Source organism: Kitasatospora cinereorecta (genome assembly GCF_024172095.1).
Lineage (GTDB): Bacteria > Actinomycetota > Actinomycetes > Streptomycetales > Streptomycetaceae > Kitasatospora > Kitasatospora cinereorecta.
The window spans coordinates 609,190-623,675 of record NZ_JAMZDX010000004.1 but is presented as its reverse complement, the minus strand read 5'-3'; the positions used below and the strand labels follow the sequence as shown (position 1 = coordinate 623,675).

Sequence of the window (14,486 nt, the reverse complement as noted above, 5' to 3'; positions counted from 1 at the left end):
TCTGACGTACAGCGGGCAGTCATGAATGGTCCGCCGGGCGGTACCCAACGCCCGGTGTCCTTGTGGCACTGTCCCCCTCCCTCCGTGACACATCGAGGTCATCCCCCCATGGCAGATCTGAACCGTCGCCGTTTCCTGCAACTGGCCGGTGCGACCACGGCGTTCGCGTCGCTGTCGCAGAGCATCGCGCGCGCCGCGGCCATCGCCCCGCTGGGCACCACCGGAACCATCCAGGACGTCGAGCACATCGTCGTGCTGATGCAGGAGAACCGTTCCTTCGACCACTACTTCGGGGCGATGAAGGGCGTACGGGGCTTCGGCGACCCGCGTCCGGTGACCCTGCCGAGCGGAAAGTCGGTGTGGCACCAGACCGACAGCAGCAAGAAGGAGGTGCTGCCGTTCCGCCCGCAGGTCAACGACCTGGGCATGCAGTTCATCCAGGACCTGAACCACGACTGGGCCGGCAGTCACAAGGCCTTCAACAACGGCAAGTACGACCAGTGGGTGCCCGCCAAGACCGCCACCACCATGGCGTACCTGACCCGCCAGGACATCCCGTTCCACTACGCCCTGGCCGACGCTTTCACCATCTGCGACGCCTACCACTGCTCGTTCATCGGCTCCACCGACCCGAACCGCTACTACATGTGGACCGGCTACACCGGCAACGACGGCACCGGCGGCGGCCCGGTCCTCGGCAACCAGGAGGCCGGCTACGGCTGGACCACCTACCCCGAGCGCCTGGAGCAGGCCGGGGTCTCCTGGAAGATCTACCAGGACATCGGCGACGGCCTGGACGCGGCCGGCTCCTGGGGCTGGATCAACGACGCGTACCGCGGCAACTACGGCGACAACTCGCTGCTCTACTTCACCAAGTACCGCAACGCCAAGCCGGGCGACCCGCTCTACGACAAGGCCCGCACCGGCACCGACGCCAAGGCCGGCGAGGGCTACTTCGACCAGCTGCGCCGCGACGTCGAGAGCGGCACGCTGCCCCAGATCTCCTGGATAGCCGCGCCCGAGGCGTTCACCGAGCACCCCAACTGGCCGGCCAACTACGGCGCCTGGTACATCTCGCAGGTGCTGGACGCGCTGACCTCCAACCCGGCGGTGTGGGCGAAGACCGCGCTGTTCATCACCTACGACGAGAACGACGGCTTCTTCGACCACGTCGTCCCGCCGTTCCCGCCCGCCTCCGCCGCCCAGGGCCTGTCCACCGTGGCCACCGCCGCGGACTACTACCCGGGCAGCACCGGCTACGCCGCAGGCCCGTACGGTCTCGGGCAGCGGGTGCCAATGCTGGTCGTCTCGCCGTGGAGCACCGGCGGCTACACCTGCTCGGAGACCTTCGACCACACCTCGATCATCCGCTTCATGGAGCGCCGCTTCGGCGTCCTGGAGCCCAACATCTCGCCCTGGCGCCGGGCCGTCTGCGGCGACCTGACCGCCGCCTTCGACTTCACCGCCTCGAACGCGACCCCGGCCGCCCTGCCGTCGACCGCCGCCTACCAGCCGGCCGACCGCAACCGCCACCCCGACTACGTGCCCACCCCGCCCGCGACCGGCGCCATGCCCACGCAGGAGGCCGGCAGCAAGCCGACCCGCCCGCTGAAGTACGCGCCCTCGGTGGACGGCGTGCTCGACCCGGCGAGCGGCAAGTACGCCCTGACCTTCAGCGGCGGGGCCGCGGCCGGCGCCCAGTTCCTGGTCACCGCGCCCAACCGCACCGACGGCCCGTGGACGTACACCGCCGAGGCCGGCAAGAGCATCACCGACGCCTGGAACACCAAGTACTCCAGGGGCATCGTCGACCTGACCGTGCACGGTCCGAACGGCTTCCTGCGCCGCTTCCGCAACCCCGGCAAGACCGCCGGGCCCGAGGTCACCGCCCGCCACAACGCCACCACCGGCAGCCTCGACCTGACCTTCACCAACACCGGCAGCGGCGACGTCGTGCTCACCGTGGCCAACGCCTACGCCGGCACCCCGCAGACCGTCGCCGTCCGCCGGGGCGCGACCGTCGGGTACACCGTCGACCTGCGCACCTGCCGCAACTGGTACGACGTGACGGTGACCTCCAACGCGAGCGCCGACTTCGTCCGCCGCCTCGCCGGACACGTCGAGACCGGTGTGCCGGGCCTCTCCGACCCCGGCATCGCCACCTCCTGACGGCCCTGGGCTCCGCCGCCCGGGCACCGGTCGTGCCCGGGCGGCGACGCCCCGTACCCCGTCGACCCGGCGGTCGGTGGTCCGATCGGATGGCCGCCCGCGAACCGTCCGCTGTTCGAGTGTCGTTGGCCGGACCCGGTCGGGAGGGCGGTTAGGTTCGTGTACGTGACCGGCAACGACGTGGTCCTGGTGCTGGTGGTCGTAACCGCGCTGGGATTCGACTTCACCAATGGATTCCACGACACCGGCAATGCGATGGCGACCTCGATCGTCACCGGTGCCCTCCCACCGCGGGTGGCCGTCGCCATCTCCGCGGTACTGAACCTGGTCGGCGCGTTCCTGTCCACGGCGGTCGCCGCGACCATCGCGAGCGGCCTGGTGAACAGCCAGGACGTGACCCTGACCGTGGTCATGGCCGGCCTGACCGGCTCCATCCTGTGGAACCTCGCCACCTGGTACCTCGGCATCCCCTCCAGTTCCTCGCACGCCCTGATCGGGGGAGTGGTCGGCGCCACCATCGCCGCCGCCGGCGCCTCCGCCGTCAAGTGGCAGGGCCTGGTCGGCAAGGTGATCGTGCCCGCGGCGCTGTCCCCGTTCATCGCCGGCGCGGTCTCCGCGCTCGGCACCTATCTGGTCTACCGCCTCACCCGCAGGGTGGCCGAGGGGCCGCAGCGGCACGGCTTCCGGCTCGGCCAGGTCGGCTCCGCCTGCATGGTCTCGCTCGCCCACGGCACCAACGACGCGCAGAAGACCATGGGCGTCATCACCCTGGCCCTGATCGCCAACGGCACGCTGCAGAGCGGCGCGAGCGCCCCGACCTGGGTGATCGGCTCGTGCGCGGTGGCGATCGCGCTCGGTACGTACATCGGCGGCTGGCGCGTCATCCGGGCGCTCGGCAAGGGCCTGGTCGAGATCGACCCCCCGCAGGGCATGGCCAGCGAATCGGCCTCCGCCGCGGTCATCCTCTCCTCCACCGACTTCGGCTACTCCCTCTCCACCACCCATGTGGCCACCGGGTCGATCCTCGGCGCGGGCGTCGGCCGCAAGGGCGCGGTGGTGCGCTGGCACATCGCCCACCGGATGGTCGCCGCCTGGCTGTTCACCCTCCCCGCCGCGGCCGTGGTCGGCGCGCTCGCCTACTGGGTCGCCAACGGGATCGGCGGCACCGCCGGCGTGGCGGTGATCTTCGCGGTGCTGGTGCTGGCCTCGATCGCGTTCTGGTTCGCCTCCCGCCGACCGGCCGTCACCCCGGAGAACGTGAACGCCACCTGGACCGGCTCGGTCGTCCCGGCCGCTCCCACCGACGAGGTGCCGCAGTGAACTCCTGGATCAACCTGAACGCGCTGTGGAAGATCATGCTGGTCGGTCTGCTGGCCGGCGCCGGCCTGCCCGCCCTGTTCGCCGTCGGCCTGCGCGCCCTCTACCCGCCGGGCCGGACGGTCGACGGACCGGCCGGCCGCCCCACCGCGGGACCGCTCGGATACACCGCCGCCGTCCTCTGCTTCGCCGTCGTCCTCGCCGCGATCGGCTGGGGCATCTACGTCATCGTCAACCACAGCTGACCGCGGCCGCCGGTGCCCGCCACCGGCGGCCACGGGCGCACCCCGGACGGAGCAGTCCCGCTGGAGGCCGGTCCGAACGTGCCCGAGGCTGGTGAGGACCGCCGTGGGCCTCCCGGAGAGACGGGAGCACGGCGGTCGGCGCGCCACGTACGGGGCGGGTTCGGGGTCGGGCATCGTGGTGCGACACATGATCGGTGGTGGCCGCTGGAGCCGGCACGGCCCTGCGGCGGAACTCGTGATGAGGTGAGCGGACGTGCCCAGGATCCGGCACAAGGAAGCATTCATCGCCGTCCGGCCGCGCGAGACGGTCGAGGCCGGGGCCGCCGAGCTGGCACGGCAGTGCGAGCACCGCGCGACCGGTGACACCCGCGGGGCGCTCGCCGCGTACGCGTGGGCACTGGACCCCGCCGGGCCCGCGCCGGTGACCGGGCGGGTCGTCCGCGGACCGGTCGCCGAACTCGACCTGGCGGTCGAGGAGCGCGCCGCCATCGACCGCGCCCGCGACCCCCGGCACTCCGCCGCCGACCGGGCCTTCGCCCGCGGCGCGGCGGGCGCACTCGAGTGGCTGCTCGGCTTCAGCCCGATCGGGGTGTGAGCGGCGATGGCCACCACCGTGCCGGTCACCGGCTCCGGATATCTGCTGTGGGTACGGCTCGGCGACGGCGCCGCACCGCTGCGCGTCCCGGTGGCACCCACCGGGACGGCGGGCCCGGCCGGGTACCCGGTCTTCCGCGACCCCGAGGGCCGGCTGACCGTGGAGATCGCCCCCGACGGCCGCTGCCGCCTGCTGGCCCGCCGCGGGCTGCTCCCCGCCGCGATCCACGCCTTCGCCGCCGACGACTTCGCGCCGACGGTGTAGGGCGCCCGGCACCCCGCAGCGGCTCAGACGGTGGCGGTCGGCAGGACCCGCGCGATCAGCAGGGCCACGTCGTCCTGGGTGTCCGGCCGGAGCAGCGCGGTGAGCAGCAGGTCGCAGGTGTCCTCCAGCGGCCGCCGGGCACCGGCGACCAGGTCGGTGAGCGTCTGCAGGCGCTGGTCGATGTCCTGGTCGCGGACCTCGATCAGCCCGTCGGTGAACAGGATCAGGTCGTCCCCGGGCCGCAGCGTCAGGTCGTGGGTGCGGAACGCGATCCCGCCCACGCCCAGCGGCGGACCCGGGTCGAGCGGCACCGTGTGCGGGTGCTGGCCGGGCCGGGCGAGGACCGGCGGCGGGTGCCCGGCGGTGGCCAGACGGCACCGGCGGGTGGCCGGGTCGTACAGGGCGATCAGGCAGGTGGCCATCGTGTCGCCGAGGTCGTGCGCGGTCTCGTCGAGGTGCCCGAGCAGCTCGGCCGGGTCGGGACCGAGCCGGGCCAGCGCCCGGGTGGTGGTGCGCAACTGCCCCATGGTGGCGGCCGCGGTGATCCCGGAACCCATGACGTCGCCGACCACCAGGGCGGTGCGGTCGTGGGCGAGCGGGATGACGTCGAACCAGTCGCCGCCGGTCTCGACGGTGGTGCTGGCCGGCTGGTAGCGGTGGGCGATGGCCAGGCCCGGCGCCTGCAGGGAGTGCTGCGGCGGCAACAGGTGCCGCTGCAGCGCGAGGGCGGCCTGGCGCTGGTGCTGGTACCAGCGGGCGTTGTCGATGGCGATCGCGGCGCGGGCGGCGAGCTCGGTGGCGAGCAGCACGTCGTCGCGGTCGAACGGGGCGGGGTTGCGGGTGCGCTTCAGGTCCAGGGTGCCGAGGACGTGGCCGCGGGCGATCAGCGGTACGGCGAGGTAGGAGTGGACGCCGGCCTCCAGCAGCAGCTGCGCCGCCTCCTCGGAACGGGCGATCCTGGCCAGGTCGGCGGGCCGGATCCGCGGCACCAGGACCGGGCGGGCACTGGCGGCGGCCTGGGCGACCAGCCGGCGCCGCGGGTAGTGGGAGACCTGGCCGACCGGGTCGGCGGCCACGGTGGCGAGGGTGGAGTGCGCGGCCTTCAGCGCCATCGCCCGGAACCGGGACGGGCCCTCGCCGGTGTTCCGGCCCAGCGAACCGGGCAGCTCGGCGTCGAGCAGGTCCACGGCGGCGATGTCGGCGACCTCGGGGACCGTCACATCGGCCAGCTCCCGGGCCGTGGTCGGCAGGTCGAGGGTGGTGCCCACCCTGATCGAGGCGTCCGCGATCAGCGAGAGGCGGCGGCGGGCCTGGGCGGCGGCCCTCGCCTGCTCGTGCTGCTCGGTGACGTCGATGACCGAGATCGCCAGGCCGATCACCCGGTGCGCCTGGTCCTCCAGCCGGTAGAAGGAGGACGTCCAGGCGTGCTCGCGGCCGTCGTCGTGCGGCACGTGCCCGGTGGCGAACTCCTCCAGCACCGGCTTCCCGGACGCCAGCACCTGCCGCGTCCGCTCCTCGATGGCGGCCACGTCCAGGTGCGGGAGGACCTCGGCGGGGGTGCGGCCGAGGTGCTCCGCCGCCGGCAGGCCGTTGATCCGCTCCAGCGCCGGGTTGACCAGGACGTAGCGCAGCTCCGGGTCGAGCACCGCCAGCCCGATCAGCGCCTGGTCGACCAGCCGCGCCGACAGCGCCAGGTCCCGCTCGACCCGGTCGAGCGTCTCCCGTTCGGAGGCGATGCCCAGCGCGTACCAGGTGCTGGACGCCTGCAGCCGCATGTTGCGGAACTCCACCAGCACCGTGCGCCCGCTCTTGTGCCGGACCGGGAACGCCCCGGCCCAGGTCCCCTGGCCGGCCATGACCTGCGCGAACGCCGCCAGTACCTCGTCGCGCCCGCTCGGCTCGGTGAGCAGCTCCGCGGCGTGGCGGCCCACCGCCTCCTCGTACGAGTAGCCGAACAGCTCCTCCGCAGGCGGGCTCCACAGCACGATCCGCCCCCGGTCGTCCAGCACGACGGCCGCCACCCCGAGCACGTCCAGCAGCCCGCCCGGCGCCATGGTGGCGTCCGAGGGCCCCAATCGGTCCGGCATGCGCGCCACCTCCTCGCCGACCCGGGCACCTCGCTCCTACCATCTTCTGCCAGTCGGCCCCCGCCCACCCGTGGTGGACGAGCGCACCGGGTGCGGGGCTACGCCCGCTCGGCCGCGCTGCGCTCCACGCAGAACTCGTTGCCCTCCGGGTCGGCGAGGACGACCCAGCCGGTGCCGTCCGGCTTGCGCTGGTCGTCCACCAGGGTGGCGCCGAGCCCGAGCACCCGCTCCACCTCCTGGTCGCGGGTGCGGTCCTGTGGCTGGAGGTCGAGGTGGACGCGGTTCTTGCCGGCCTTCGCCTCGGGGACGGTGACGAACAGCAGCCCCGCGTCCTCGATCAGCGCCATCTCGTCGCCGGGGTGGTCGTCCTCGTGCAGGGGCCGGTCCAGCACCGCGGACCAGAAGGTCGCGAGGGCGTAGGGGTCGAGGCTGTCGATCGTCACATGGCGGATCAAGGAGGTCATGCGCGGGATTGTCGTCCGTACGGTCCCTTCCGGCAACGGAATTCCCGTGTCCGGCTGTCGGCCGGGCGCGGGCTGCGGGCGTGGGCTACGGGCGGGCGGCCGGCGGGGCGGGGGCCGGGGCGGTGAGGAGCCGGCCGGTGCGGGTGGCGGTGGCGTTCGCGGTGCCGGTCCACGCGGCGGCGGTGACGAAGAGGGTGGGTGTCCCGTCGGGGGTGCCGAGCGCGCAGGAGAAGCAGCCGCGGTCGACCTCGACGGTCTGCAGCACCTCGCCGCCCTCGCGGACCCGGACGCACCGCCGGCCCGGCACGTCGGCGTACCAGAGCGCGCCCTCGGCGTCGAGGGCGATGCCGTCCGGGGCGGAGCCCTCGATCCCGGCCCAGGTGCGGCGGCCGAGCAGTCCGCCGTCCGGGGCGAGGTCGAAGGCGGTGATCCGGGACGCGTACGACTCGGCCACCAGCAGGGTGGCCCCGTCGGGCGTGATCGCCATGCCGTTGGGGAAGGCGAGGTCCCCGGCGACGGTCCGGGCCGCGCCGTCCGGGGTGACCAGGGCGAGGAGTCCCGGCCCGGGCGGCTCGCCGATCATCAGATCGAAGCCGATGCAGTTGACGTACGCGTTGCCGCGCCCGTCGGCGACCACCTCGTTCCAGGGGCGGTCGCACAGCGGACGCAGGTCGGCGTACGGGGTGAGGGTGCCGTCCGGCTCCCGGCGCAGCAGGCGGCGGTCGCTGCCCGCCACGACCAGCAGGCGGCCGTCGGGCAGCGGGTCGATGCAGAACGGGAAGGCGTCGAGGCGCCCGACGGTCTCCCGCTGGCCGTCCGCGTCGACGATGAGCAGCTCGTGGGCGCCCCAGTCGCACAGCCAGAGGCGGCCGTCGTGCCAGCGGGGGGACTCACCCAGGACGAGGCCGTCCAGCAGGACGCGGACTTCGGTCACGGCGGCGCTCCTGGGGCGGACGGGCGGGCGGCTCTCCCATGATGGCGGCCGGCCCGGCGCGTTGCACGCCGTTCCTTAGGCGAGTGTTACGCAATGTAACCGGCTGCGCATTCGCCGTCGCCGGGTCTGGCAGTAATCGTTGCAGGTCAGCGGCTACTACCTAGTGCTCCGTCCGGGAGTACCCATCGATCGGCGGGCCGTGTTGTTCACAATGGGTGGTCAATACGCTGGTGGCGCGGGGTGCGCATGGCCTTTCCTGAAATGGCAACACAACCCCTTCGAGCCTCTTGCGAGTCACCGATGGAAGCCCCTGCCGCACATACCAGCCGATACCCCACCCGTTCGACGGCCGTCCTCGACCGCCCGATTCCGGTGACCGGCCAGCCCGCCGAACGGATCGCCGGATGCGTGATGCCGGCCTCGGCGCGGTCCGCGCCGGCGATGCGGCGGTTCGTGGTGAGCACGGCCGGGCGCTGGGGGATCCCGGTGGACGCGATCGACACCCTGGCTCTGGTCGTCACCGAGCTGGTGACCAACGTCCACCTGCACAGCGGCAGCCCGGACGTGACGGTGCTGCTCGTCGTCGACGGTCCCACGGTCACCGTCGAGGTCTCGGACTTCGGCCGGTGGGTGAGCCGCACCGCCCCGCGCCGGGTCGCCGAGGACGCCGGCGCGAGCTGCGGACGCGGGTTGGACCTGGTCAAGCGCATCTCCAGCTGGTGGCTGGCGTTCCTGTCACCGGCCGGGACCCGGATCGTCGCCCGCGTGCCGGTGGACGGCGCAGTCGGCTGACACCGCATCGGGCCACCGCCACCCTCGATCGCAGCCCCAGGAGTCGACATGGCGCTCGCCACCGTCCCCGTCCCCGCCGCCGAACCCGCCCCGTGCCCCTGGGCCGACGGCTCACCGGCCGACCGGTTCTGTTCGATGCCCGCTGCGGGCCTCCGGGGTCCCCACCCGCCGGATCCAGCGCGGCTCCGAAGAGCTCCCGCTCCGACGCCCGCCGGGGCGGGCGTCCCAGTCGCCCCGGCTGCCCTCGTCCTGCAGTTGCAGGACGAGCCGATGCCGGTGTCCGCGCTCACCTGCGCCCGCGCGGACGCCAACCCGCCCACCGCCGGGATCTGATCCCGTCGCAGGCCTGTGCACGTCGAACCCGGGCCACCCGGGCACGGCCCCCACGGCTCAGGGGCCGTGCGCCCCGGGTGCAACCGTCAGGGAGGCCACCACCCGGGTGCCGGACGGCGAAGGGAAGGCCAGCCACCAGGTGCTGACGTGCCGCACCAGTTCCAGGCCCAGCCCGCCGGTGGCGGCGTCCTCCGGGATGTGGCGCGCCGACCAGCGGCTGCGCCACATCCCGGAGTCCTTGACCTCGACGGTCAGGACCGACCCGTCGAACTCGATCGCGACCAGGACGTCGACGCTGTGACTGTGCTGCACCACGTTGGTGACCAGTTCGCTGACGACGAGGGCCAGCCGGTCGACGGCCTCGGCGGGGACGTTCCAACGCCGGGCCGCCTCGGCGGCGAAGCGCCGCATCGTGGGGACGGTGCCCGGCGCCGCGTCCGCCTCTCTGACGGCGAACTCCCGGCGCGGAAGCGGCCGCGCCGGATCGACGGCCCGGTCCGGCGCGGACGGTCCGAAGGGAATCGAGGCAATGGCCATGTCTGCTCCTGGGGCGCCCCGCGCGGCGTGCATGCGCGGGTGTCTGACTCGACCGTGCCGTGATCCGATCACACCGGGCAATCCGGGTCGGCAGGACTAGGTATACCTATCCGGCGGTCCGTTCCGGATACGAGCGAGATGTCGCCGAGCACCGGTGTGCCCGCGGGGCGCTCACAGCCGCCGGACGCGCACTGTGCGGCGGGGTTTACGTTCGGTGCCCGGGCTTCGTGATCTCTCGTTAATGCCGCGTTCCTACGGTGACGACGGTGGGAGACCCCACTGTCGGACGGCGCCGCCCCACCACCGGGCCGACGCCGGCGACGAGGATCGCCGAGCGAGAGGGAACCGTGGTGACGGCACCGGGCCCGAACCCCGTCGAGACGGTGCAGACCGTCTGTTCGTACTGCGGCGTCGGCTGCGGCCTGCTGCTCGACGTCGCGCTCGACCCGGCGACCGGCCGCCGTACGGTCGCCAAGTCCTCCGGCGACCGCAGCCACCCCGCCAACGCCGGACGGCTGTGCACCAAGGGCGCCACCACCGCGGACATGCTCGCCGCCCCGGGGCGCCTGGCGACCGCGCTGGTCCGGACCGAGCGCGGAGCCGAGGCCGTACCGACCGCCGTCGACGCGGCGATCACCGCCACCGCCCGCCGCCTGCGGGCGATCCTCGACGAGCACGGGCCGGACGCGCTGGCGTTCTACGTCTCCGGCCAGATGACGCTGGAGGCCCAGTACCTGGCCAACAAGCTGGCCAAGGGGTACGTCCGCACCAGCCGGATCGAGTCCAACTCCCGCCTGTGCATGGCGAGTGCGGGCAGCGGCTACAAGCTCTCGCTGGGTGCGGACGGGCCGCCCGGCTCGTACCGGGACTTCGACCGCGCCGACGTCTTCCTGGTGATCGGCTCCAACATGGCCGACTGCCACCCGATCCTGTTCCTGCGGATGATGGACCGGGTCAAGGCGGGCGCCAAGCTGGTCGTGGTCGACCCGCGGCGCACCGCCACCGCCGACAAGGCCGACCTGTTCCTGCAGATCAGACCCGGTACGGACCTGGCGCTGATGAACGGCCTGCTGCACCTGCTGGTGGAGAACGGGCACACCGACCCGGCCTTCATCGAGGAGTTCACCGACGGCTGGGAGGAGATGCCCGGCTTCCTGCGGGACTACCCGCCCGCGAAGGTCGCCGCGATCACCGGGATCCCGGAGGAGGACATCCGCGCCGCCGCTCGGCTGATCGGCGAGGCGGGGGAGTGGATGAGCTGCTGGACGATGGGCCTCAACCAGTCCACGCACGGCACCTGGAACACCAACGCCCTGGTCAACCTGCACCTCGCCACCGGCGCCATCTGCCGCCCCGGCAGCGGCCCGTTCTCGCTCACCGGCCAGCCGAACGCCATGGGCGGCCGGGAGATGGGCTACATGGGACCCGGACTGCCCGGACAGCGCTCGGTCCTCGACCCGGAGGACCGGGCCTTCACCGAACAGCTGTGGAACCTGCCCGCCGGCACCCTGCGCACCGAGGTCGGCCGGGGCACCGTCGAGATGTTCGAGCAGATGGCGGAGGGCGCGGTCAAGGCGTGCTGGATCATCTGCACCAACCCGGTCGCCTCGGTCGCCAACCGGCGGACCGTCATCGCCGGCCTGGAGGCCGCCGACCTCGTCATCACCCAGGACGTGTTCGCCGACACCGAGACCAACGCCTACGCCGACGTGGTGCTGCCCGCCGCGATGTGGGCCGAGGCCGAAGGCGTCCTGGTCAACTCCGAGCGCAACCTCACCCTGGCCCGCCCCGCCACCGACCCGGTCGGCGAGGCACTGCCCGACTGGCAGCTCATCGCCCGGGGCGCCTGTGAGATGGGCTTCGCCGACGCCTTCACCTACGCGAGCGCCGAGGAGGTCTTCGAGGAGCTCAAGCAGGCGTGGAACCCCAGGACCGGGTGGGACCTGCGCGGTGTGACGTACCCGCGGCTGCGCGAGACCCCCGTGCAGTGGCCCGCCGCGCACGCCGACGGCCCGGACCGCAACCCGATCCGCTACCTCAACGACGGCGTCAGCCAGACCCTGCTGGAGCGCCCCGACGGCAGCCGGCCGCGGCTTGCCTTCCCGACCGCCACCGGACGTGCCTCCTTCTTCGCCCGGCCGCACCTGCCCGCCGCCGAACTCCCCGACGACGACTACCCGTTCGTGCTCAACACCGGTCGGCTGCAGCACCAGTGGCACACCCTCACCAAGACCGGCAGGGTCGCCAAGCTCACCAAGCTCAACCCGGGGCCCTTCGTCGAGGTCCACCCGCAGGACGCCCGGGCCCTCGGCCTCACCGAGGGCGACCACTTGGAGGTCGCCTCCCGGCGCGGGCGCGCCGTGCTGCCCGCGGTGGTGACGGACCGGGTCCGCCCCGGGAACTGCTTTGCGCCCTTCCACTGGAACGACCTGTTCGGCGAGTACCTCAGCATCAACGCCGTCACCAGCGACGCGGTGGACCCCGTCTCGTACCAGCCCGAGTTCAAGGCCTGCGCGGTCGCGCTGCGGCCGGTGGCCGCGCCGCAGCGGACGGCGCCGGAGCCGCCCGCGGCCGCGGTGGTGCCCGCCGCGCTGCCCGCGGTCGCTGTCGTCGGGGCGCCGGAGCCGGTCGCGGCACTGGCCGGCCTGCTCGGCGTCGCCGAGGTCGCGCCGCCGGTGCTGACCGCCGCCGAGCGGACGTACCTGGCGGGCTTCCTCGCCGGAATCGGGTCCGCGCCCGCCGACGTCGTCGGCGTGCCGGTGCTCCCGCCGCTGGCCCCCGTCGACCCGGACCGGGCCCGCTGGATCAACGGCATGCTCGCCGGAACGTTCTCCCGGACGGTGGCCGGCGGCGCGCAGGCCGCGGCGGCGAGCGAGCCCGGGACCGAGCCCGCGGTCGCGGCCGTCGGGGCGGCCCGTACGGTGGCCGTGCTCTGGGCCTCGCAGACCGGCAACGCCGAGGAGGTCGCCGCCTCGGCCGCCGAGCGGCTGGCCGCCGAGGGCTGGCAGCCGCTGCTGCTCGGCATGGACGAGGCAGGTCCCGAGGTGCTGGCGAACGTCCTGGCGAACGGGACACCCGTCCTCCTGATCACCAGCACCTTCGGCGACGGCGAGGCGCCCGACAACGGCTCCGCCTTCTGGGACCGTCTCACCGCCGACGGCCTCGCGGGGGCAGAAGCCGCCGACTCCGGGCCGGTGCGGTACGCCGTCCTCGCCCTCGGTGACTCCAGCTACGACGACTTCTGCGGCCACGGCCGCCGCCTCGACCAGCGCCTCGGCGAACTCGGCGCCGTCCGGCTCGTCCCCCGCACCGACTGCGAACCCGACTACCGGCAGAGCGCCGACCGGTGGCTCGACCAGGTCGTCGCCGCCCTCGCCGACCAGGTACCCCCACCCGCGACGGCGAGCACCGCCCCCGCGGCGCGGCCCGCCCCGCCGAGCCGGTCCGGCTACACCAAGGCCGCACCCTTCGGCACCCTGCTGATCGGCAACCGGCTGCTCAGCCTGCCCGGCTCCGCCAAGGAGGTCCGGCAGTTCGCCTTCGACACCCGCGGCGGCGACCACGGCGACCTGGTCTACGAGGCCGGCGACGCGCTCGGCGTCTGGCCCGTCAACCGCCCGGACCTGGTCGCCGAATGGCTCGCCGTCACCGGCGTCGACCCCGACGAACCGGTGACTCTCGGCGACGCCGCCGCGATCCCGTTCGCCGAGGCGCTGCGCAGCCGCCTGGAGATCGCCAGGATCACCCCGGACCTGCTGCGCTTCGTCGCCGAACGCACCGGCGACCGCGAGATCAAGCGCCTGCTGCGCCCCGACAACACGGGTGAGCTGGCGAAGTGGAGCTGGGGCCGGCAGGCCGTCGACGTGGTCGGCTCGCTGCCCGTCCGGGCCCGCGCAGAGGAGTGGGCGGGCGTCCTGAAGCGCCTCCAGCCGCGGCTGTACTCGATATCCTCCAGCCCGCTCGCGCACCCGGGCGAGGTACGGCTGACGGTGTCGGTGGTGCGGTACGCGGGCGGCTCCGGGCAGGAGCGGAGCGGCGTCTGCTCCACCTACCTCGCCGACAACGCGGACGACGGCCCGGTGCCGGTCTTCGTCCAGCGCTCCCCGCACTTCCGGCCGCCGAGCGACCCGACCACCCCGATGATCATGGTCGGACCGGGCACCGGCGTCGCCCCCTTCGTCGGCTTCCTCGAGGACCGCCGCGCCCGCGGCCACTCGGGCCCCAACTGGCTGTTCTTCGGCGAGCAGCGGGAGGCGACCGACTTCTACTACCGCGAGGAGCTCGCCGACTTCCGGGCCTCCGGCCACCTCGACCGCCTCGACCTGGCGTTCTCCCGCGACCAGCGCAACAAGGTGTACGTCCAGGACCGGATGCGCGAGCACGGCCCCCGCCTCTGGGACTGGCTCAAGCGCGGCGCCCACTTCTACGTCTGCGGCGACGCCTCCCGGATGGCCAGGGACGTCGACCACGCCCTGCGCGAGATCGCCCACCTCCACGGCGGCCTCACCGAGGACGAGGCGGTGGCGTACGTCAAGCAGCTGGCCGCCGACAAGCGCTACGTCCGGGACGTCTACTGAACGGCTCGTCGACGCCCGGACCGGCCCCGACACCCGTGCCGCCCGTCAGGGCCCCGGCGCACTGGGCCGAAAGCCTGAACCCTGCCGCACCGAAGAGATGATGGTGCGTCAGCCACCCCGGCCGCCTCCTAGATTGGCTGCGAACTCACTGGGCGAGTACCCCCGAGGAGCA

General features: G+C 73.4%; 11 protein-coding genes. 7 read left to right on the top strand and 4 right to left on the bottom strand.

The annotated features are described in order from the left end of the window. Positions 1–108: 108 nt before the first annotated feature. The 5 genes from FHR36_RS22945 (at position 109) to FHR36_RS22925 (ending at position 4,590) form a co-directional block, all read left to right on the top strand. The gene (locus FHR36_RS22945) at positions 109–2,169 is read left to right on the top strand and encodes a phosphocholine-specific phospholipase C (RefSeq protein ID WP_253800051.1); all 2,061 of its coding nucleotides are present in this window, start codon (positions 109–111) and stop codon (positions 2,167–2,169) included. 165 nt (positions 2,170–2,334) lie between these two features. Beyond that, complete coding sequence (locus FHR36_RS22940; protein ID WP_253800050.1) at positions 2,335–3,489, top strand: inorganic phosphate transporter; 1,155 nt, start codon at positions 2,335–2,337, stop codon at positions 3,487–3,489. Next, positions 3,486–3,731: a hypothetical protein gene (locus FHR36_RS22935; RefSeq protein WP_253800049.1), complete on the top strand. Its 246-nt coding sequence runs from the start codon at positions 3,486–3,488 to the stop codon at positions 3,729–3,731. The genes FHR36_RS22940 and FHR36_RS22935 overlap by 4 nt, the downstream gene beginning before the upstream one ends. Positions 3,732–3,984: 253 nt before the next feature. Next, the gene (locus tag FHR36_RS22930) at positions 3,985–4,326 is read left to right on the top strand and encodes a hypothetical protein (protein ID WP_253800048.1); all 342 of its coding nucleotides are present in this window, start codon (positions 3,985–3,987) and stop codon (positions 4,324–4,326) included. 6 nt (positions 4,327–4,332) lie between these two features. Next, positions 4,333–4,590: a DUF6296 family protein gene (locus FHR36_RS22925; protein ID WP_253800047.1), complete on the top strand. Its 258-nt coding sequence runs from the start codon at positions 4,333–4,335 to the stop codon at positions 4,588–4,590. Positions 4,591–4,613: 23 nt separating this feature from the next. Here the strand turns inward: FHR36_RS22925 and FHR36_RS22920 are convergent, their stop codons facing one another. The 3 genes from FHR36_RS22920 to FHR36_RS22910 form a co-directional block, all read right to left on the bottom strand. Beyond that, positions 4,614–6,677 (bottom strand): SpoIIE family protein phosphatase, encoded by a 2,064-nt coding sequence (locus FHR36_RS22920; RefSeq protein ID WP_253800046.1) that lies wholly within the window; start codon positions 6,675–6,677, stop codon positions 4,614–4,616. A 98-nt stretch (positions 6,678–6,775) separates the two neighbouring features. Beyond that, positions 6,776–7,141, bottom strand: coding sequence for a VOC family protein (locus tag FHR36_RS22915; RefSeq protein WP_253800045.1), 366 nt, complete (start codon positions 7,139–7,141; stop codon positions 6,776–6,778). Positions 7,142–7,226: 85 nt separating this feature from the next. Next, complete coding sequence (locus tag FHR36_RS22910) at positions 7,227–8,075, bottom strand: SMP-30/gluconolactonase/LRE family protein (RefSeq protein ID WP_253800044.1); 849 nt, start codon at positions 8,073–8,075, stop codon at positions 7,227–7,229. 372 nt (positions 8,076–8,447) lie between these two features. Between FHR36_RS22910 and FHR36_RS22905 the strand changes: the two genes are divergently transcribed. Then, positions 8,448–8,867, top strand: coding sequence for an ATP-binding protein (locus FHR36_RS22905; protein WP_253800043.1), 420 nt, complete (start codon positions 8,448–8,450; stop codon positions 8,865–8,867). 390 nt (positions 8,868–9,257) lie between these two features. Here the strand turns inward: FHR36_RS22905 and FHR36_RS22900 are convergent, their stop codons facing one another. Next, on the bottom strand, positions 9,258–9,737 hold the full coding sequence (locus FHR36_RS22900) for an ATP-binding protein (protein ID WP_253800042.1): 480 nt from the start codon (positions 9,735–9,737) through the stop codon (positions 9,258–9,260). A gap of 350 nt (positions 9,738–10,087) precedes the next feature. Between FHR36_RS22900 and FHR36_RS22895 the strand changes: the two genes are divergently transcribed. Continuing rightward, a complete protein-coding gene (locus FHR36_RS22895; protein ID WP_407660858.1) occupies positions 10,088–14,314 on the top strand; it encodes a bifunctional nitrate reductase/sulfite reductase flavoprotein subunit alpha in 4,227 nt (1,408 codons plus the stop codon). Positions 14,315–14,486 lie beyond the last annotated feature (172 nt).

Excerpts from the sequence above, each read along its gene's own strand:
- FHR36_RS22945 (WP_253800051.1), top strand. The coding sequence starts at position 109 with ATGGCAGATCTGAACCGTCGCCGTTTCCTGCAACTGGCCGGTGCGACC.
- FHR36_RS22925 (WP_253800047.1), top strand. The coding sequence starts at position 4,333 with ATGGCCACCACCGTGCCGGTCACCGGCTCCGGATATCTGCTGTGGGTA.
- FHR36_RS22920 (WP_253800046.1), bottom strand. The coding sequence starts at position 6,677 with ATGCCGGACCGATTGGGGCCCTCGGACGCCACCATGGCGCCGGGCGGG.
- FHR36_RS22915 (WP_253800045.1), bottom strand. The coding sequence starts at position 7,141 with ATGACCTCCTTGATCCGCCATGTGACGATCGACAGCCTCGACCCCTAC.
- FHR36_RS22900 (WP_253800042.1), bottom strand. The coding sequence starts at position 9,737 with ATGGCCATTGCCTCGATTCCCTTCGGACCGTCCGCGCCGGACCGGGCC.